Origin of the sequence: Vibrio sp. ZF57 (genome assembly GCF_001691235.1) — a bacterium.
GTDB lineage: Bacteria > Pseudomonadota > Gammaproteobacteria > Enterobacterales > Vibrionaceae > Vibrio > Vibrio crassostreae_C.
In genome coordinates this window covers 33,127-53,791 of record NZ_MAKD01000129.1, presented here as the reverse complement: position 1 = coordinate 53,791, position 20,665 = coordinate 33,127, and the positions used below count along the sequence as shown (strand labels likewise).

The window sequence follows — 20,665 nt, the reverse complement described above, 5'->3', positions numbered from 1 at the left end:
TCTTGAATGTATTGAATTTGTTGTGACTTCAGTGTACAAATTAGTGGAAACATCACTTCACGCTACCCCTTATTCCATATGGGTTTTTCATGATCTTGCCCTGGGGTATTCCCTTTATGAATCAAACTCAGATTGTGAATTGATTAACAAAGGAAAGAGTTTACCGTTTGGAGGAGTAAAGGTTTATGGCAAGCATTTTCGATATGTCAGAATAAAAGCTAACGCTGAAAGCATTTTAGCATCCAAAGTGGTCTCAGATATTGTTCCATTCACGAGTGAATACATACAGAGCCTATTAGACAATCACTCGTAATTACCGCCTAAGCTCTTGTATCCTTAGCTCTAATCAAATAGAAATATAAAGGCCTTTGGCTATTTGGATGGCACACTTTCATATTGACACTCAAATTGGAAACTGAACTCGATAAATAATAAAAACCCATTAAATCAAACACTTAAAACTGGCACGTAACTTGATTGAATATCTAGACCTTCCATCACAAGGATGTAGATATGAGAATTACAACGTTAAGTTTGCTATTAAGTGCCCCTCTAGTCGCCAACGCAGCGCCATTCGATACCTGCCCTAGTCAAGCATACCTCTTTCAGTCGAAACCCGTTGAAGTTTGGGGTGTAAACCTAGTAACAGGTTCAACCACACTGTTAGAAGACGATACGGGTATGAATGCCAATATCAATGGTGTCGGTTTCGACTTTCAAGACAGATATATTTATGGCTATGACACCACCAACAAACGTTTAGTGCGTCTTGGTCAAGACTTCCAAGCAGAAGTTATCAATACCAGTGGCTTACCAACCGATCACACTTTCTATGTCGGCGACGTCTATGACCATGTTTACTACTTGTATCGTACAGGTAAGGGACTATTTACTGTTGACCTCTCTCCTTTAGACTCTGATCCGAATGCGACCGTCACGGTCAACAAAATCGCAGGCAGCCCTGCAACTGTAAAACTGACTGATTTTGCTTTCCATCCAAGTGATGGCTCTTTATATGGTATCGACAATAACTCGGGTGGCTTGTACAGCTTCAACCCAACTACAGGTGCAGAAACCTATATTGGTGATACCGGAGAAACAGGGACGTTTGGCGCAGGTTATTTTGATGTAAACGGCTACTATTACGTATCTCGAAATCAAGACGGTAAGATCTACCGTATCAACCTATCCCCAGATAACGCTGCAAACATCGCTGCAGGTGTCGTTCCTGCTGTAGAGTTCGTATCGAATGGCCCTTCTTCGAATCAAAATGATGGTGCTCGCTGTGCGAATGCGCCTGTCGTAGATGAAGATTCCAACATCGACTTCGGTGACGCTCCAGATACCTATCTAACGTTATTAGCAAGTAACGGTCCTCGACATGAACTAGATGGCGTGACTTGGTTAGGTACAGACGCGCCCGACGCCGATCTTGACGGCTACGTAACACCGCAATCGGATGAAAGCGTGGGTATTGATGATGAGTGGGCGAACGGTGGTATCGGTTTTGTAACCGCACTTGAAGCTGGTCTTGATTCAAAAGTGGTGATTGAGGCTTCAACAACCGGTTACCTTTCGGCTTGGATAGATTGGAACCAAGATGGCAGTTTCGATGGCGCCAACGAGCAAGTATTTACCGATTACCTGTTAGATGCGGGTGAAAACGATCTGTTCCTAAATGTCGATATCAACGCTCTGACCGGTACGACGTGGGCTCGCTTTAGATTCAGTCAACAAACCAACCTAAGTTACTTTGGCGGTTCAACCTCTGGTGAGGTGGTCGATATTCAAGTCGATGTTCTTAACGATGGTGCCACTGCTCGTTACTTCCCAAGTGCTTCTGGTTACGCAACGCTCGCGTACGAAGATAACTGGCCTTATAAAGCTGACTACGACATGAACGATGCTGTTCTTATGTATCGTATTACTGAAATCCTTAAAGATGGAAAAGTCGTTAAATCAACTATCGACGGCCGCCTAGCTGCTGTCGGGGCATCGTACAGAAATGGTTTTGCTGTTCGACTTCCTAACCTCGACCCGAGCTTAGTGAGTAATGGCAGCTCTTACATGAAACACAACGGTGTATTCACTGACCTTGACCTAGAAGATGGACGTAGCGAAGCAATCTTTGTTATCGCCAATGACCTGACAGAAAAAATCAGCACTGGCTGTACCTTCTACCGCACCAGTAATGGATGTAAAGAGGATGAGCAGTTCTCATTCCAAATTGGTATTACTTTAGCCGGTGACGGTGTGAGTACTGGCAGTTGGACCGATATGCCTTACGACCCGTTCATTTTTGCAACGCCTGGGTATTATCACGGTGAAAACCTACTTCTACATCCAGGGCGCAGCTGGGAGGTTCACTTGCCAGACCAAGCTCCAACCGAGGCATTTGATACCACTAACCTCTTTGAAGCTGGATTAGGCGTCGATGACAGTAATCCATCAACAGGTAAATACTTTAAAACAGCAGAAAACCACCCTTGGGCTCTCATAGTAACTTCGGATGACGAATGGGAGTGGCCTCTAGAGTACGTCGATATTGTTACCGCTTACCCAGAGTTTAAAGAATACGCAGAATCCGGCGGTGACACGAACCAAACATGGTATCAATCACCTGCAGACAACCAACGTTACGAACCATAAGGAGAGACGTTATGACTATTCACACTAAACAATATCGAGACAATCATTGCGTTGATTCAAGCCGCAATCTCTCTGAGGAAGAACGTATGTCTGTACAAAACACTTGGAACATCAAGAAGTCACTAGCCGTTATTTTAGCTGCAGCTCCATTAGTATTAGCCGGCTGTGGGGGCGGCGGCGGTGGAGGCGGAAGTGCATCTACTCCATCGCCATCTACACCCTCGACACCTGCAACCCCGTCGACTCCGGTAACAGCAACACCATCGCCGTCTCCCGTGACAGGTGCGGTAGCAGCGCAAAGCTATACGATGAGTGATTTAGTGGTACCTGACGGCTTTGACTACAGCTCTGTTGAACAATTTGATCTCGACATCGACATCAGCAGCATTTCGACAGACCGTTCTTTTGTGACCGTTTATAGCCGCTTTAGTACAAGAGATGACTCAACCTTGAAGCCGGATTACTCCAGCAAGGTCATTGCGGGCCCACTAGATAACGGTGTGTTCGCCTCCAACTTTGCAGCACCAGTAAACCATGACGCACTCTTGATAGAGATTTGGTTTTACGATGGTCAACCTCCATTACAACAAGTGGTTTCCAGCGGCGATTCTCAGATTGTCTGGCAGTAAGTCGTTAACAACAGGTAAGTCGTTTAACAGCAGGTAACTTGTCGTTAGCGAGATCTCTGACGAAACAGAGTCAAAATGGATTGTTTGTAAGTAGGAAGTGAGCAGAAATGCTCACTTTTTTATTTTCGTCGAAGAGCAGTTAATTCAGCTTTCTTAGCGAGTAGCATTCACTTTACCACCAACCTCACTTATATTTTCAACATAACCTTCAAAGACTTACTCTCATGAAACAGTTAAAAATAGGTCTATTTATCTTAATGTGTGGCGTAGGCGTGTTAGTTGCCCTTGCCTATTTCCCGCTAACATCAGAGACGGGGCAACGTATTCAAGCCAAAGTAATTTCGAACACGCTTACTCAATCCTTAGATGGGCACAGGCGTTATCTGACGGTTCAGACAAAAGATAATGACGTATTTCGGCTCTCTATTGCTCCTACCACAGACTGCCCTATTGATTCTGTGGTCGCGCTTGATACATTAAACAATCAAATAACCGGACAAAGCAGTTATCAGTTCATCCACTGTCGAGCTGCACAGTAGCCATCGATGCAACAACGGTATTCGTAAAGCAACTGTATTCGCAAAAGCAACAGTAATCGCTCTACCACTGTATTCGCTAAAACAGTAAGAATCGCTAAAACAACAAGAATGGATATAACAATAATGAATCAGCCACTCATCTCACCACAACAACTTCAACAACGTTTGCTAGCAGAAGACAATATCATCATCCTCGACGCCAGCATCGAGTTTCAAATTCCAAGCGAGTCAGAAAAGATCAAAGGACAAATGATTCCTGGTGCTATTCGTTTTGACTACGACAAAGACTTTTGTAACAAGCACACTCTGCTTCCTCACATGTTTCCGAGCGAAAAACACTTCAACACTCGCGCAAAAGAAATTGGCATCAATCAAGACAGTACGATTGTGGTTTACGATAACTCCGGAACCTTCGCTTCTCCTCGTGCGTGGTGGATGTTTATGGCAATGGGACACAACGACGTATTCATCTTAGATGGCGGTTTGCCAGCTTGGATCGAAGCCGGTTACGCGACCGAGACTGACTATCGCACCGAAGTAAAAGCGGGCAATTTTGAAGGCCATATTCAAGACAACTACTTTGTCAGTGCTCAGCAGATTGAAGGTTACTCAACTGACAAGAGCGCAAACATTGTAGATGCTCGTTCTCAAGCTCGTTTCGATTCAGAAGTTCCTGAACCACGTGAAGGCTTGCGTAGTGGCCATATACCGAATTCTATTTGCCTACCATTTGCCCAAGTACTCAAAAACGGCAAGTTAAAGTCCCAAGAAGAGCTTATTGATATCTTTTCAACGCTAGAATTAACGCCTTCTCAACCTATGTTCTTTAGCTGTGGATCTGGCGTAACAGCTTGCATCATATTATTAGCCGCTAAACTCGCTGGCTATAACGGTGAAATGGGTGTTTACGATGGTTCATGGACGGAATGGGGTGCTAACGACAAACTCCCTATCGCCGTGACTAAAAAGTAATTCAACTTCGCTTAATGCAACTATTAGAATATACTGCGCATGCATAAAGAGCTTACTGATAATGATGGCCCCACGTCTCATGAAGTAAGCCTCTATGTCGCAGTTAACGCTATGTTCATTTGAGACCAAGACTCGATTCACGCCGTTTGATTTGTAACCCACATCAACTTGCTAACCATAATTCGTGATTAATCATAAACTAATCGTTATCGACGTTATGAATACTAATTTTTCACTCAAGAATCTCTGCTCGTAGTCGTTACACTATTTAATCATTAATACTTTCATCATTGATGTTTGTATTTTTCGTTGCATGAATCGCGCTGACAACCCAATAGTTTGTCACTTGCAGTCTGTTAAAAGTAGTAACCAACAAAGGCATCTCATGGCTCTATTTAAGCAAAATATCTGGTCGCTGTACGCGTTTGTCGTACTACTGACCCTGATACTTTTCGCCGCGTTGGGAATAACAAACTGGAAAGCAAACAGAGACGACTTCATAGAGCAGCAACACATTCAGGTTGAGCTTTTTTCTAGCTCCGTCAACTCGCTGCTGACCAGTCAAGAAGCCTTGTTAGAAGTGGTTGGCCATCAACTGGCTCAACAGTCTGATTTCACACGTACTGCATCTATCCAGATTAGGCCAATATTAGACAAGCTACTTGAGACCCACCCTGCGATAGCAGCGTTTGGCTTGTTGAACACCGACGGTGATTACCTCTCGATTAGCTCAAATCTCGAACTTGCGAATCAAAGGAACTTGCTGCAATACGCGCCAACCAGAGGCTCCTTCCTAGACGCCCTATCAAGCAGTAGCATGGTGCTTGGCCGTACCTATTTTCAAGATTCGTTGAATAGCTTAGTCATCCCGCTGAGAAAATCCATTTCAATCGATGGCAAGAAAACCGATGCAGTAATGACCGCAGGGCTACGATTAGACGCAACGATCGTATTTGAAAATAATGCTCACGCCGGAAGTTTCAATACACTAAGCCTGATCAGAAAAGACAGCTATCGCCAGTTTTATTCAAGTGATATTGAATCTGAGAGTGCCTATTCCTCTCCAGTCGGCAAAGATGTCATACAGCGTATTGCAAGTATCTTTACCTACCACTTCGGAATTAGCGTACAAGAAGCGATGAATGGGCAAGAAACCTATTCTTTTGTCGTCGACGATGAAGAGTACCACTCTTTGATGAGCGCGAAATACATCCCAAACTACAAATTATGGGTGGTAGGACGTACGGATCTAACTCACGTCGATAGTATATTCATACAAGAGTTCAGCATTCTTTTCGTTGCCTTTATTTTTCTTCAGTTTGGTTTCTACTTTTTGGTTAAGTCGATTGCCAAGAATGAACAACGGACTCGTAGCCAACTCATTTATCAGGCGAACCATGACCCTTTAACCTCTCTGCCAAACCGTTTGTACATGCGTAGAAACATTGGTAAATGGATTGACGATGAGTCAGAGCCGTTTTCGCTGTTGTTTATCGATATCGATAACTTTAAATGCGTCAATGACACCCACGGGCATGACTTTGGAGATAAGGTTCTCAAACAGATCGCTTTGCGTTTGATGAGGTTCCGATCTCGCCTCAGCCTATTGGTACGTGAATCCAGTGATGAGTTTTTGTTCTTGACGCCCTTGTCGAATGAAGCTGAAATTAAACGACTCGCCAAGCGCATTATTGAAGTGCTTTCTCAACCTTATGAAGTTGAAAGCGCTCAGTTTTTGTTAGGTTGCAGCATCGGCGTAGCGCGTTTCCCAGAACACGGAAAAGATCTGGATAGCCTGTTACGTTCTGCCGATATTTCAATGTACAAAGCGAAACAGCAGCAAAACTCGTACAGTATTTTCACAACGGAAATGCAAGATGCTCATCTCTACAAAATGAAAGTAGAACAAAGGCTACGCATCGCTATCGAGAAACAAACGCTGTTCATGGTTTTCCAACCGCTGGTTCGTGCAAATGAAAGTATTCATGGTGTAGAAGCACTCGTGCGCTGGATTGATGAGGAATTGGGTTTTGTTCCGCCAGATGTCTTTATACCGATAGCAGAGAACACGGGTTTAATGCAAAAACTGGGGACTTTTATTATTGAGTCCAGCATTATGCAGATCGCCCACTTGCACCGAACAACAGAACAAAAGATCGGGCTGTCGATCAACATATCAGTGCGTCAGTTTTCTCATCAATCCTTCTCTGAGCACTTGTTCGCGACACTAGAAAAGTATCAACTCTCTCCTAGCTGTTTAACGCTAGAAATTACCGAGAGCTTGTTCATTGAAGATGTGACTTTGGTGAAACCGACTTTTGAAGCCCTCAAAGAGAAGAATATAAAGATCTCTTTAGATGATTTCGGGACAGGTTATTCATCACTAAGTATGTTGAAAGCACTGCCTATCGATGAACTTAAAATCGATAAGAGCTTTATTGAGAACATTGCTGTCGATCAGCAGTCACTCACCATGGTGCAAAACATCATCGCAATCGGTAAGAACTTCGGCATGGTGGTATTAGCAGAAGGCGTAGAATCAAACGAACACTTCGCAATTCTAAAGGCATGTGGATGTGACTTAATGCAAGGCTATTACTTCTCTCGCCCTATTCCTTATTATGAGCTGGCTACTCACCTAAACAAGAAAGTGACCGAGCACGCGGAATGTTCTGTTTAAGAACGCGAGTTAAATAAGGTAGGCAGATAAACACCTACCTTATTTTCTAGATATTTTCTGTTCGGTTATTTATTCATTTCACTTTTTATTCATTTCACTATGCATAACATCGATCAACTGTCCGGAAGGATCTCCTGATAATTCCCAAGTAAAAATGCCGCCTAGGTCTGATTTCTTCGCCCATTCTGCCTTTGCTTTAATAGAACGCTGATCTTCAAAAGATATGAATACTTTTTTATCTGGGTTCCACAAATAAGGTGCTTGAGCTTGCTCATCATACTTATACTCATAACCTTGTTTGCTGCTGTAGTTATTCATAAGATCCCAAAACATGAAGTAACCGTTTTCACCTGTACCAAACTGCGCCCCTTGTTCAGAAACTAGGTCACCTTTAGGCAGCTCTCCAGCAAAGTCTTTTGTCCCTTGCCAACCTCGACCATAAAAAGCCGCCCCGATCACGAGCTTCTCGCTAGGAATACCTTGCTCTATCATCCGATTAATGAAGACATCAGCTCCCATTCCCCACCAACTACGCTCGGTGGCATGTAAGTTTGTTGTGTGACCTGTTTGAGTTCCCCAGCCTCCGAGGAAGTCATACGTCATCGCAAACATGTTCGTCAGATATGGGCTAGCTGCGTTCCAGTCAATTTGAGCTGCCTTAGCACCAACACCGACAGCCGTTGAAAGCTCGTAATCTCTTTGAGTCGTCTTTGATAGAGCGTCCAAATCACTTCTGATTGTTTTTACTAAAAGTGTGAAAGCTTCACGCTCTAGCGCTTTTTGCTCATCCGTTAGTTTCGTCTCTGGGTTCCAAGGCGAAGTGGTTAAGCCGCCGCCTCCTGGGTATTCCCAATCAAGATCAATACCATCAAAGAAGTCGTATTTTTGGATCAATTCAACAGCAGTTTTTGAAAAGTGCGCAATGGCTTGAGGATCTTTCGCCATCGCATGGAAAGGTTCAGACATTGTCCACCCTCCAAATGAGGGCAAAATTTTGATATTTTGATTGTCGGCCTTCAGTTGAGCTAACTGGGCAAAGTGACCTTTATAGGCGACATCAACACCCACGTCTCCGAAATCGACTTCTAACGCAGCTTCTTTATCCACAATAATCGCGGTATATGGTTGTTTGTCTGCACATTGCTGCTGAATTTGTTTTTGGACGGGCTCACCAGCACCGCTATGAGGACCACACATGCTCAAGAAGGCGTAAATAATATGTGAGAGCTTGTCTGCAGGTATGTCGTCAACGGTATAAGGGTTGTCTTTATTCAGATATTGCCAATCCGCAAAATACCCTGCGACGACTTTATCATCGGCATGTACTGTAGGTGTGAGCATACAAGCCGTGGCTATTGAGCTAAGCCCAAAGATAGAAATAGATTTAAAGATAGAACTTGATTGGTCACTGTTGCTAGAAATAGCGTGTGTGATAAATGACAGTTTCATAATTATCTCCTTTAGTGTGGCTTAACATTAAAGAGTGATAATTCTTTCAACCGCTGAACAAATTCACTATTCGAGTCATGTCTAATAGTTATCCCCCTTATTGCACTGGTTTCATTAGGGGGATTTTCCATGATTACTCAAATAGTGAATTCAACGAAGCACAAATATCTTACTATTCACTGCCGTATGGTTTATTCACGCTAAGTTGTTCGTCCAAGTTAAGTACCGTCAAAGCATTACTTACGCTGGTCGCTATCACATCGACCACACCGGTTCTTAGTGCGCCTAATAGAGCTAATGGCTTACTGTTCTCCGCTGCAATGGCAATGACTTCCGCTATTGGGCGAAATTCTTCCAAGGCCAAACCAATCACACGGTCACTCATTACTGTGTTTGCTGTTTTACCGTGAACATCGAAAAAGTCATAACCCGCAAAGTCACCGACGACACCTTGTAATAAACGAGATTGAACGACCTCACCTGCGGTAAACCAGCCTAAGTCGACCATATAGCTGTTTTCGCTCATATCACCGATACCGACCAAAGCGACATCGGCTTTTCGAGCGAGATCGAGGGTCTGCTTAACGGTGCTGTTTTCCATGAATGCGGTTTTTTGCGCTTTATTCTCGGCATAAGCGGGCGCGTATAAGGTTTCAGAAGATCCACCGTACTTTTTGGCTAACTGCCTGCATATATGGTCGGCATTAAACATACCGCCTCTTGGGTGAATACCGCCGATACCACACACGAATTTGCAGTCTCGTGGCGTAATGACGCCAGTGTGATGAGCAACAGACGATACGTTTCGCCCTTGTCCTACTGTCACTACCATGCCGTTTTTCAGTGTACTGGTAAGGTAGTTAGACACTAAACCAGCAACCTGTAATCGCTGCTTCTCTTCATTTGGTTGGTCTAGTGCCACAAGCGCACGCTTTACACCAAATCGTTCGATCAAACGTTGCTCGATCTTCGCACTAAAGACGGGGTGATATTTCACGGTGATCTCAACAATGCCCTCATCTCGGGCTTGCTTGAGCATTCGACCAACCTTTGCACGGGAGATAGAGTACTTTTTAGATATCTCTTCTTGCGTGGCACCATCTTGATAATAAGCTACCGCTACTTCAGTGAGGAGATCAGTGTTTTCTTCGGAAACATCTTGGATATTCTTACTCATATACCACTCAACCAATATTTAACAATTATTTTACCTGCTTGAAGAACAAATGTTCGATGCTTAAGCAAGTGATACACAAGTTTACACCCCAAACATATGTAACGGCAAGGTACATTTGCTCATAGTCATAACCATGGTTTTGTTGTTGATTAATTCACCTCACTTTGCTCGTTAAACGTTTGCTTGCATACCCCATGATTACTAGAGTGAAATATATTTGACTGAAGTCACCATACAGCACTATTTACCGTTGACTTTGGGGCTAGATCGGATAAATATGGCTACATCATTTACTCATCGAGCGATCAAATGTTCTGTGCAAATGTTCGTTCGGAGAAAAATTTAAATTAATGTAAGTTTGGCTCACTGGTACAACCATTGAGAACTTCATTAGTTAGCTTGCAAATGCCCACACCTCTCCCATTAATGAGGTGTTATGCGATACATAGGATGATCAAAATGAGCAATAAATTAGAGCAACTTCGTAAACTAACAACTGTTGTAGCTGACACTGGCGATATCGAAGCTATCAGCAAGTACACTCCTGAAGATGCAACAACTAACCCATCTCTAATTCTTAAAGCTGCTCAAATTGCTGAGTACGCTCCTCTAATCGATGCTTCTATCGAATACGCAAAAGCGCAAAGCGGTGATAAAGCACAGCAAGTTCAAGATACTTGCGACATGCTTAACGTGAACATCGGTAAAGAAATCCTAAAAGTTGTACCTGGCCGTATCTCTACTGAAGTAGATGCTCGTCTTTCTTACGACATGGAAGGCAGCGTTGCTAAAGCTCGTCAACTTATCAAAATGTACAACGACGCTGGTATCACTAACGACCGCATCCTTATCAAACTGGCTTCTACTTGGGAAGGCATCCGTGCTGCTGAAATCCTAGAGAAAGAAGGCATCAACTGTAACCTAACGCTTCTATTCTCTTTCGCTCAAGCTCGTGCTTGTGCTGAAGCTGGCGTATTCCTAATCTCTCCTTTCGTAGGTCGCATCATGGACTGGTACAAAGCGAAAGAAGGTCGTGATTTCGAAGCTTCAGAAGATCCAGGCGTAATCTCTGTTTCAGATATCTACAACTACTACAAAGACCACGGTTACAAGACTGTTGTTATGGGCGCAAGCTTCCGTAACATCGGCGAGATCCTTGAACTTGCTGGTTGTGACCGTCTAACTATCGCACCTCAACTTCTAGCAGACCTAGAAGCAGCAGAAGGCGAAGTAGTAGAGAAGCTAATCGACTCTAACGGTACTAAAGAGCGTCCAGCGGCGATGACTCACGCTGAGTTCCTATGGGACCACAACCAAGACGCAATGGCTGTAGAGAAGCTAGCAGAAGGCATCCGCAACTTCGCCGTTGACCAAGGCAAACTAGAAGACATGATCGCAGCTAAGCTGTAATCACTCTTACCAAATTCAAATAGGGGAACGTTCAGTTCCCCTACTTTTATCAATTTTGTTTTTCTTAATTTTTATTCGGAAGTTCTTATGAATCGCAAACATCTAGCTAACGCTATTCGTGCTCTAAGCATGGACGGCGTACAACAAGCAAACTCTGGTCACCCAGGCGCGCCTATGGGTATGGCAGACATCGCTGAAGTACTTTGGCGCTCTCACCTAAACCATAACCCAGCAAACCCAGAGTGGGCTGACCGCGACCGTTTTATCCTGTCTAACGGCCACGGCTCAATGCTGATTTACTCTCTGCTTCACCTAGCAGGTTACGAGCTTTCAATTGAAGATCTTAAAAACTTCCGTCAACTGCATTCTAAGACTCCAGGTCACCCAGAGTACGGCTACGCACCAGGCATCGAAACAACGACTGGTCCTCTAGGTCAAGGCATCACTAACGCTGTTGGTATGGCTATGGCAGAGAAAGCGCTAGCAGCACAGTTCAACAAAGAAGGCCACGACATCGTAGACCACTACACTTATGCATTCATGGGTGATGGCTGTCTGATGGAAGGTATCTCTCACGAAGCATGTTCTCTAGCAGGTACGCTTGGTCTTGGTAAGCTGGTTGCTTTCTGGGATGACAACGGTATCTCTATCGATGGCGAAGTTGAAGGTTGGTTCTCTGACGATACACCTAAGCGTTTCGAAGCTTACGGCTGGCACGTAATCCCAGCGGTAGATGGTCACGATTCTGACGCTATCAACGCAGCGATTGAAGCGGCTAAAGCAGACCCTCGCCCTACTCTAATCTGTACTAAAACAGTGATTGGCTTTGGTTCTCCAAACAAAGCAGGTACGCACGACTGTCACGGTGCTCCACTAGGCGCTGAAGAAATTGCAGCAACACGTAAAGAATTAGGTTGGGAGCACGGTCCTTTTGAAATTCCGTCGGAAGTTTACTCAGAGTGGGATGCGAAAGAAGCAGGCGCAGCTAAGGAAGCAGCGTGGAACGAGAAACTTGCAGCTTATGAAGCAGCATACCCTGAGCTGGCAGCTGAATTCAAACGCCGCGTAAACGGTGACCTACCAGCTGAGTGGGAAGAGAAAGCATCGGCAATCATCGCTGATCTTCAAGCTAACCCAGCAAACATCGCATCACGTAAAGCATCTCAAAATGCTCTAGAAGCGTTCGGTGCTATGCTACCTGAATTCATGGGCGGCTCGGCTGACCTTGCGCCTTCTAACCTGACTATGTGGTCTGGTTCTAAGTCTCTTGAAGCAAACGACTTCTCTGGTAACTACATCCACTACGGTGTACGTGAATTCGGTATGACGGCTATCATGAACGGTATCGCTCTGCACGGTGGTTTCGTACCATACGGCGCAACGTTCCTAATGTTCATGGAATACGCTCGTAACGCTATGCGTATGGCTGCTCTGATGAAAGTTCAGAACATCCAAGTTTACACGCACGACTCTATCGGCTTAGGCGAAGATGGTCCTACTCACCAACCGGTTGAACAGATCGCTTCTCTACGTCTAACGCCAAACATGAGCACATGGCGTCCATGTGACCAAGTTGAGTCTGCTGTTGCTTGGAAACTAGCAATCGAGCGTAAAGATGGTCCTTCTGCACTTATCTTCTCTCGTCAAAACCTTGCACAACAAGATCGTGACGCTGAGCAAGTAGCAAACATCGCTAAGGGTGGTTACATCCTGAAAGATTGTGAAGGCAAGCCAGAGCTTATCCTTATCGCAACGGGTTCTGAAGTTGAGCTAGCGGTTAACGCTGCTGCTGAGCTAACGGCTGAAGGTAAGAAAGTACGCGTAGTTTCTATGCCTGCTACTGATGCGTTCGACAAACAAGACGCGCAGTACCGTGAGTCTGTACTTCCATCTGACGTAACGGCACGTATCGCTGTAGAAGCTGGCATCGCTGACTTCTGGTACAAGTACGTTGGTTTCGGTGGCAAGATCATCGGTATGACAACGTTCGGCGAGTCTGCACCTGCAGGTGAGCTATTCAAGATGTTCGGTTTCACTACTGAAAACGTAGTAAACACAGCGAAAGAGCTTCTAGCTTAATCTTGAATACATTGTCTCGCCCTTCAATGGGTTGATGCATACAGAAAGCCCCGCATGAAAATGCGGGGCTTTTTTTGTCTTTTCTCTCATTCGGATTAAATCTAACGGCTATTTTTCTTCGAAACGCTTTGCCAGTTGGTAGAACTCATTGACTCGTTCTTTTAGCTCTGTGGAGTGGTCTTTCACAGAATGCGTTGCCACTAAGTTTTGTTCTGCGGTCGAGGCGATAGACTGCATATGCAGATTGACTTCACTCGACAGCTCACGTTGCTTATGAGCAGAACTTTCAACAGACTGCATGAGTTCATTCATGGATTGCATTAGGTTTTCGACTTCCGACAAGCGCTCTGCACTCACCTTCGCAACATCACCACATGCGTCCGTTTGCTTACGGTTCGCCAGAATATCTTTTTGCCACCCTTCAATCGTCGTTAGCATGGTATCGATGCTCTCTTTGATCTGAACCGTAGCCTTTGAGGTTCGACCCGACAATGCACGGACTTCGTCGGCAACAACGGCAAAGCCTCGTCCTTGCTCGCCCGCTCTCGCCGCTTCAATCGCAGCGTTCAGGGCCAACAAGTTGGTTTGTTCGGCGATTCCACCAATCTCTTCCATTATCTTGCTTACGCTCTGCGCTTGATCGCTCAGTTGGTAAGTCGTTTGAGTCGCCTTTTCAGCCTGAGAAGCTAGGCTCTCTAAGTTTTGATGAGTTTGATTAATGCTTTCTTTAGCGCCAGCACAGGTTTGCAAAGTCACATCAACAATCTGGTGCGCTTCTTCTGTGCGAGAAGAGACCTCATTGGCGGTGACTTCAACCTCTTCAGTCGCCTCTCGTACTTGAAGAATGTCTTTTGTTTGTTGATCAAAGGCTTCTGATACTTCAAATGACGTCGCATTTAGGTTGTCAGCCAAATCTTGTAACGGCTTGGCTGAGTCTGTCATGCGACCTAATACGGTGCGGATTCTTGCAGACAATAGTTTTAAGTGAAAATCGGCAATAGAGAACTGACTATTACCTGAATAAACAAGACGACTAACACTATCGAATTTAGATTGCAGCTTTTTCAACTGCAGTGGAGTATCAATCAGCTCTTGTCGGAAAAGCAGTGCTAATGCTGAAACAGGAAGTAGGCTCAACAACCATTGTGATACTTGCCCCACTTCAATGAGATTTGAAATTAACGGCGCAGCCAAAGAGCCTAGCAACACGGCGTAACGAACACTGTCACTGATCTTTAATGACCATTGGCGACCCGACTTTTCAGCCTTCAAGAGGCCTTGGTAAGCCTTATCTGCAACTTGTATCCATTCATTCTTTGGCTTAACACGAACAGATTGGTAGCCACTCACCTTACCATTGTCGTAAATTGGAGTTACATAAGCATCGACCCAGTAAAACCCACCAGATTTGGTTTTGTTTTTTACGATGCCACGCCAAGCTTTACCTTGCTTTAGGTTAACCCACATATCAGCAAAAGCGGCTTTCGGCATATCGTTATGCCTTACGATATTGTGGTGTTGCCCTAGCAATTCTTGTTGGCTGTATTCCGCTATGCGACAAAAAGCATCATTACTGTACGTAATCACGCCTTTTAAATCAGTGGTAGAGACAAGTTGTTCGTTTTCGCTGAGAAGCGTTTCACGAGATTGAGTAGATGAGCTGACAGTCATTATATTAACTTAGGTTAATTATTATTTTAGGCGAGGAATATATACAATTATTAAAGTTATGACAAAATGTGAACGTCACATTTTGTGTAAATGCCTGCTATTTATACAAAAATACGCTCGACACCTCACAAAGCTCAACGCTTCACGCTTCTTCTCAAATCAACATTTATAAATCATCTAAGTTACCTACAGTTTAAATCTCATGGTTCTCATTGAAACAGAGGTATGGAATGTACGAATGTTTAAATCTTTGCACAGCACTCATTCAACAAAGCCTTTAGTAAGCTTGGATGTCTTAACCATGGCAATCCTCTACTCAACAATAAGTAAATCGCTAACGCGTACACGAACTAAAAAGCCTAAACGCGGGCTCTTTTTCTTATCTGATAACTCCATTTGATCGAGCTATTGTGAAATCTGTTCTCTTGAAGCACTTTAAATCGCGCTTAATACCCTAATTATTGATATTTTGAGTAAAAATAATTTGAGCATGGGTATTTACTAATGACTCAGTTATTACATGCGTATTTTAAAACACCGATAATAAAAAATTATCTTATTAGTTAGAACCCAACGCCTTGTATAAAGCGCCCTCCAGAATAATAACCACGACCTAATCAATGTTATTAAACATCCAAACTATCAACTATTCATTCAACAAAACCCATTAAATAACTGACAATAGAATAAATAACACTCCTTATTTTATATTAACTCTAAATGTTGAAACCGGAACGAATAATTAATTGTAATAATTATCCATTTGATTGGTAAATTTTATAAATATATTTTGTTACATAATCAAAACTGATGGCTTGATATAATAATGTCACACAAAACAATGGCTTTAATGGTTCTAATTTTTTCCTCACTGTCACAGGCTTCCACTATTGAGAACGACGAACTATTACTGAAGTCATTGATTAAACGAGGTGTTATCTGTTCAGGCTTAACCTATGAGGAAAATCAAGAAGCTTTGCGTATCTATCTCAACGCTAAAAAAGTGAAGAGCACCCCGTTTGATTCAAAAAATAGAAAAGAGACAACCAATACAAAAGAGATAGAAAGTAAAAAACATACAACAAACACACGTCAGTTAAATAAGGCACCACAAGAGTGTATTAGGCCAAACTCGGACAACAGATCTGAATAAGGCAAGTTGATACTGATATCGACATGGAAATACAAAAAGGAAATATAATGAAAATGATGAGAAAAACATTGTTGGCTTCAGCAATGCTTACTCTATTTAGCGTCAGTGGTTATGCAAAAACACCTATTGATTTAGGCGTAGTTAATGAAGACAAACTCATTGAAATGCTAGTTAGACAAGGCTTAGTCGACCAAGATGCAACCGATGCGGCAAAGCGCGATGCGCTTGACCGTTACTTGAAAAATAAAATCAATTCCGGTTTCAAAGGCGATGCTCAATTCGGAAAAAAAGCACTTGAGCAACGCGCAAAAATACTCAAAGCCATAGAAAAAGGGTCTGGCGTTAAAAAGGCCAGCGTCTTTGCTTTAGAAGTCGGCACTAAACGTACCGACAAAGTGCTCGCTCTGTTGGTCGATTTCCCTGATTTGAACTGGGATGACAACAAGTTGACCGAAGAGCACACGCAGATGCTCTATGAGAGCTACAATCCAGAGCATTATCAAGAGCTGTTGTTCTCAAATTCTGGCTACACAGGGCCAAATGGCGAAAACCTAATCTCGATGCGCCAATATTACCAAAGCGAATCAGGCGACAGTTACAGCGTTTCAGGTCAAGCGGCAGGTTGGTATCGCGCCTCTAAGCCTGCGTCATTCTATGGTGGCAACTCCCCTACCACCGACAACGACCTAAACGCCCAAGAACTGGTTCGTGAAGCGCTGAATCAACTGGCTCAAGATCCGAGTATCAACCTTGCCGATTACGACATCGAAGATCGTTACGATTACGACGGTGACGGAAATTTCCGCGAACCCGATGGTGTGATTGACCACCTGATGGTGTTTCATGCATCGGTAGGCGAAGAAGCCGGTGGTGGCGTGTTAGGCCCTGATGCGATTTGGTCTCACCGATTCAACCTTGGTCGCACTCATGTACTGGAAGGTACTTCTAGCTCGCTTCCAGATCGATTTGGTGGCCAATACGCGGCGTTCGATTACACCATTCAACCGATTGATGCGGCTGCAGGTGTTTGTGCCCACGAATATGGTCATGATTTAGGCTTACCAGACGAGTATGACACGCAATACACAGGCAGAGGCGAACCGGTTTCTTACTGGTCAATCATGTCTTCGGGCAGTTGGGCTGGTCAAATTGGTGGTACACAACCAACGGCATTCAGCTCTTGGGCAAAACACTTCCTACAGAAATCGATTGGCGGACGTTGGGTTAACGATGATCAGCTCTCGATTGATGACCTAGAAGACAATCCACAAGTGTATACGCTGTTCCAAACAACGGATAACAGTCGTCCTAACATGATCAAAGTGGATCTTCCTGAAAAGCAGATTGAAAGTCTGAAACCCTTTGAGGGCGAGTATTCATTCCACTCTCAAAAAGGCGATGATCTGAAAAACAGTATGACTCGCAAGTTGATGATCCCAGCGGGTGATTCTGCACTGCTGTCTTTCAAAACTTGGTATGAGATTGAAAAAGACTACGACTTTGCGCGCGTGCTAATCAACGGACAAGCCATTGCAGGCAACATTACCTCAATGGACGACCCATACAACACGGGCCTCGTTCCTGCTATTGGCGGCGAATCTGGCGGATGGGTTAACGCTGAGTTCGACGTTTCACAATGGGCAGGACAAGAAGTTGAACTTTCATTTGAGTACATCACCGATGGCGGCTTAGCAATGGAAGGCTTCTATTTAGATAACCTTGCTGTGGTTGTCGATGGTGAAGTGACCTCAATAGACGATGGTGAAAGCAACTCCACCTTCGCCCTTAATGGTTACAAGCTGAGTAATGGATTCCATCAAGCGCAGCACTACTATCTATTGCAGTGGCGCAGCCACATGAATGTTGATGAAGGCCTAGCGAACATCAAACGCATGGGACAACTGATGTCATTCGACCCAGGCTTGATCATTTGGTACGTCGACGAATCACTAACCGACAACTGGGTAGGTAAACACCCTGGTGAAGGTTGGTTAGGCGTGGTCGATGCAGACCAAAATGCCATGGTGTGGGCAAACTCTGGTGAAGTGGCTCAAACACGCTACCAAGTTCGAGACGCTGCGTTCTCACTCAAAGATCATACTCCAATGCGTCTTGTAAACAGCGACAATGATGTACTCGAAGATACCAGTTTGGTTGGCAATGCTAGCTTCTCGGATGACCAAGATTACACATCGCCTCAAGCACCAGATTCAGGACGCATCCTGACGGAGTTTGGTTTAGCGGTCGATATTGTGAATCAGAGTGACAACAACGAATACGGCGTGGTTCGCTTATCTAAAGTAAGCCAACACAACGTCGCTCCTACTGCGAACTTCGAGCTGAATGTGACTGGCCTAAACGTTTCAGCACGTAACTTCAGTTCTGATCAAGATGGTGAGGTCGTCAGTTATCTATGGGACTTTGGCAACGGCACAACAAGTAACGAAGTGGCACCAACTTGGCCTTACGAGCAAGCCGGTGAATACACGGTGAACTTGACTGTTGTTGACGACAAAGGCGCTACCGATTCATTTAGCTCCGTAGTGAGTGTTGAATCTCCAAACGCCCTTCCAGAAGCGAGCGCGAAGTACATTCACTTGGGCCGCTGGGTAACCATGTGGTCTACAAGTTCAGACAGCGATGGTCGTATTGTTGATACCGAGTGGACACTTCCAAACGGAAAGGTGAAACGAGGTCGCACATTCACGTCAATCTTCCCTTCATACGGAAAGCACGAGGTGACACTGAAGATAATCGATGACCAAGGTGGGATTACCACTAAGACAATTTTGGTCGACCTGTAAATCATCGCTGGCTCTGTCATGCGTATTTACAACACAAGCTTAAGTACTGTTGTCACAGGATATAAGCCACGACAGCAGTTTTAAGAAAACGTTATTATTTAAGCCGTAAGCAAAGGCCCTACCGATTTGGTAGGGCTTTTTATTGGTCGCAGTTCGAGATACTAGGGTTTTAATCACAGTAACAAATTTACTGAACCACCATTCGATGAGCCATTACACAGGCTGCTTTTGAATACGCGATTTACGAGCACTGAATGCGAACAGCAAGATAACAGCTAACACGAATGGTAATACGTAGATATTGAGGTTCTGCCACCCTGCTGTCGATTCTAGCCAGCCAGAGAGCATGGCGGTAATCGTCACACAGCCAAAGACAATAAATTCATTAAACGCTTGTGCCTTAGCTTTATTCTGCGATTGGTAGGACTGACTAAACAAACCTGTTGCCGCGATAAACATAAAGTTCCAACCGACACCAAGCACAACTAGAGCCGCTCTGAAGTGCCAGATAGATTCGCCATGAATGTTAATCGCGATACAGACGACGAACAGAACCCCGCCTGCCAAGATCATCATTCTTGAGCCAAACTTCTCGATAAGTGAACCAGTAAAGAATGCAGGAACAAACATCCCCAATACGTGCCACTCAATGACGCCCGCTGCTTTGGTAAAGTCAAAGCCACAACCAATCATTGCCAATGGCGTTGCTGTCATCAGGATATTCATCACCGCATAAGCGACCATGGCAGCAAACACTGCGCCAATAAAGTTAGGCGCTTTTACTATCACACTGAGAGGATCGGATTTAGGTGCCTGACTATTAAAAGAGACTTTTGGAAACTGAATTGTTTGTAAGATGAGTAACGCAAGAATGTTCAATCCAATCAAAGAAGCAAAAGCACCAATGTACAAGCCATCTTGCGACCACTGTTGCGACATAATCGCCAAATTTGGTCCTAATACCGCGGCTAAAACGCCACCAGCCATCGAGATAGAGATCGCTCGGTGACGGGCATTTTCATCACACACCTCGATTGCAGCAAAACGATAAAGCGTGCCAAAACCTATGCCTATCCCAAGTAAGAACGTAGCGAAACAAAACAAATAGAAATGTTGTTGAGACAGTGCGTAGGTGGCAAGACTAGCTCCTGTAATGCCAACCACATTACCAATGCTAAATCCTCTCTTTCTCCCTAACTTGCCTGAAATTAAAGATGCAGGAATAGTGGCTGCCATTAGACCCAAAAACTGCAGTGCAACCGGCAAGGTGATCATGCTGACACTGGGTGCAATCTGCTTACCGATCAAACCAATCACAGAGATCAGTAATATGTTACCCGTCATCAACAAGGCCTGACACAGTGAGAGCAGCCAAACATTTCTATTCATCTTCGTTCCTAAATATGAGCACAGTTGGTCAATAGACCAAAAATTCAACAAAGTCGCAACACTT

At 44.3% G+C, this 20,665-nt stretch carries 13 protein-coding genes and 2 pseudogenes; 10 read left to right on the top strand and 5 right to left on the bottom strand.

What is annotated here, in order from left to right:
- From A6D97_RS22130 to A6D97_RS19720, 6 genes and pseudogenes are all read left to right on the top strand, one after another.
- A pseudogene (locus tag A6D97_RS22130) lies at positions 1 to 313 on the top strand (hypothetical protein); the annotation flags it as partial.
- 200 nt (positions 314 to 513) lie between these two features.
- Entirely contained in the window at positions 514 to 2,649 is a 2,136-nt protein-coding gene (locus tag A6D97_RS19740) for an LruC domain-containing protein (protein WP_065585098.1), read from the top strand.
- Between the two features lie 11 nt (positions 2,650 to 2,660).
- Positions 2,661 to 3,278 (top strand): hypothetical protein, encoded by a 618-nt coding sequence (locus tag A6D97_RS19735; protein WP_065585097.1) that lies wholly within the window; start codon positions 2,661 to 2,663, stop codon positions 3,276 to 3,278.
- 224 nt (positions 3,279 to 3,502) lie between these two features.
- Positions 3,503 to 3,817: a hypothetical protein gene (locus A6D97_RS19730; protein ID WP_017061706.1), complete on the top strand. Its 315-nt coding sequence runs from the start codon at positions 3,503 to 3,505 to the stop codon at positions 3,815 to 3,817.
- Positions 3,818 to 3,940: 123 nt separating this feature from the next.
- Entirely contained in the window at positions 3,941 to 4,789 is an 849-nt protein-coding gene (locus tag A6D97_RS19725) for a sulfurtransferase (RefSeq protein ID WP_017065718.1), read from the top strand.
- 385 nt (positions 4,790 to 5,174) lie between these two features.
- A complete protein-coding gene (locus A6D97_RS19720) occupies positions 5,175 to 7,469 on the top strand; it encodes an EAL domain-containing protein (RefSeq protein WP_065585096.1) in 2,295 nt (764 codons plus the stop codon).
- Positions 7,470 to 7,547: 78 nt separating this feature from the next.
- On the opposite strand, the gene A6D97_RS19715 is transcribed toward A6D97_RS19720, so the two are convergent.
- Together A6D97_RS19715 and A6D97_RS19710 are read right to left on the bottom strand one after the other, a co-directional pair.
- A complete protein-coding gene (locus tag A6D97_RS19715; RefSeq protein WP_170791832.1) occupies positions 7,548 to 8,918 on the bottom strand; it encodes a glycoside hydrolase family 18 protein in 1,371 nt (456 codons plus the stop codon).
- A gap of 172 nt (positions 8,919 to 9,090) precedes the next feature.
- Positions 9,091 to 10,095: a sugar-binding transcriptional regulator gene (locus A6D97_RS19710; RefSeq protein WP_017064428.1), complete on the bottom strand. Its 1,005-nt coding sequence runs from the start codon at positions 10,093 to 10,095 to the stop codon at positions 9,091 to 9,093.
- Positions 10,096 to 10,554: 459 nt separating this feature from the next.
- On the opposite strand from A6D97_RS19710, the gene tal reads away from it, so the two are divergent.
- Entirely contained in the window at positions 10,555 to 11,505 is a 951-nt protein-coding gene (tal, locus tag A6D97_RS19705; protein ID WP_009845571.1) for a transaldolase, read from the top strand.
- 87 nt (positions 11,506 to 11,592) lie between these two features.
- A complete protein-coding gene (tkt, locus tag A6D97_RS19700) occupies positions 11,593 to 13,584 on the top strand; it encodes a transketolase (protein ID WP_065585095.1) in 1,992 nt (663 codons plus the stop codon).
- Between the two features lie 108 nt (positions 13,585 to 13,692).
- Here the strand turns inward: tkt and A6D97_RS19695 are convergent, their stop codons facing one another.
- Positions 13,693 to 15,255 carry a PAS domain-containing methyl-accepting chemotaxis protein gene (locus tag A6D97_RS19695; RefSeq protein WP_065585094.1) on the bottom strand — a complete coding sequence of 521 codons (1,563 nt, stop codon included), beginning with the start codon at positions 15,253 to 15,255 and terminating at the stop codon, positions 13,693 to 13,695.
- Between the two features lie 166 nt (positions 15,256 to 15,421).
- A pseudogene (locus tag A6D97_RS22380) lies at positions 15,422 to 15,534 on the bottom strand (ArsR family transcriptional regulator); the annotation flags it as partial.
- A gap of 547 nt (positions 15,535 to 16,081) precedes the next feature.
- Here A6D97_RS22380 and A6D97_RS19690 point away from each other — a divergent pair.
- Positions 16,082 to 16,408, top strand: a complete 327-nt coding sequence (locus A6D97_RS19690) for a hypothetical protein (RefSeq protein ID WP_065585093.1) — start codon at positions 16,082 to 16,084, stop codon at positions 16,406 to 16,408.
- Positions 16,409 to 16,455: 47 nt separating this feature from the next.
- The gene (locus A6D97_RS19685; RefSeq protein WP_065585092.1) at positions 16,456 to 19,212 is read left to right on the top strand and encodes an immune inhibitor A domain-containing protein; all 2,757 of its coding nucleotides are present in this window, start codon (positions 16,456 to 16,458) and stop codon (positions 19,210 to 19,212) included.
- 213 nt (positions 19,213 to 19,425) lie between these two features.
- Here the strand turns inward: A6D97_RS19685 and A6D97_RS19680 are convergent, their stop codons facing one another.
- Positions 19,426 to 20,601 carry an MFS transporter gene (locus A6D97_RS19680; RefSeq protein WP_017061890.1) on the bottom strand — a complete coding sequence of 392 codons (1,176 nt, stop codon included), beginning with the start codon at positions 20,599 to 20,601 and terminating at the stop codon, positions 19,426 to 19,428.
- Positions 20,602 to 20,665: the final 64 nt, after the last annotated feature.